Origin of the sequence: Aeromonas piscicola (assembly GCF_000820005.1) — a bacterium.
Classification (GTDB): domain Bacteria; phylum Pseudomonadota; class Gammaproteobacteria; order Enterobacterales; family Aeromonadaceae; genus Aeromonas; species Aeromonas piscicola.
Window position 1 is genome coordinate 56,088 of record NZ_CDBL01000069.1, and the last position, 411, is coordinate 56,498.

General features: G+C 64.7%; 1 protein-coding gene. It reads right to left on the reverse strand.

Annotated elements, in window-relative coordinates; translation table 11 throughout:
- Positions 1-411 (reverse strand): VCBS domain-containing protein (locus BN1128_RS25945; RefSeq protein WP_167335817.1); only part of this gene is annotated, 411 nt, incomplete at both ends.

Genomic DNA, 411 nt, shown 5'->3' on the forward strand with positions numbered 1-411 from the left:
GGCGATGGACAGGTTGCCCAAGGCGCCCGCACTGGCCACGCCCGCCCCGACCACAAACTTGGCCTGACCCTGATCTGCATCGCTCACGGTCAGCACGCCAGTGTCGGTCAGCTTGCCACTCACCACGTTCAGATCTTCGGTCACTGCACCCCGGTCATCGCCCGCCACCACGGCACCGTCATTGACGCCGGTGATGGTGATGGTCACGGTGTGCGTGGTGCCGTCCACCGACTGCACGGTGAAGTTCTCGACACGGGTTTCACCCAGGCCCAGGTACTGCACCTTGCTGTTGTCGACGTTGTAGCTCCAGGTGCCGTTTTCGGCGATGGACAGGTTGCCCAGGGCGCCATTGCTGGCCACGCCGTTGCCGGCCACAAACTTGGCCTCATCGGCCCCGTCCACGTCGGTCAC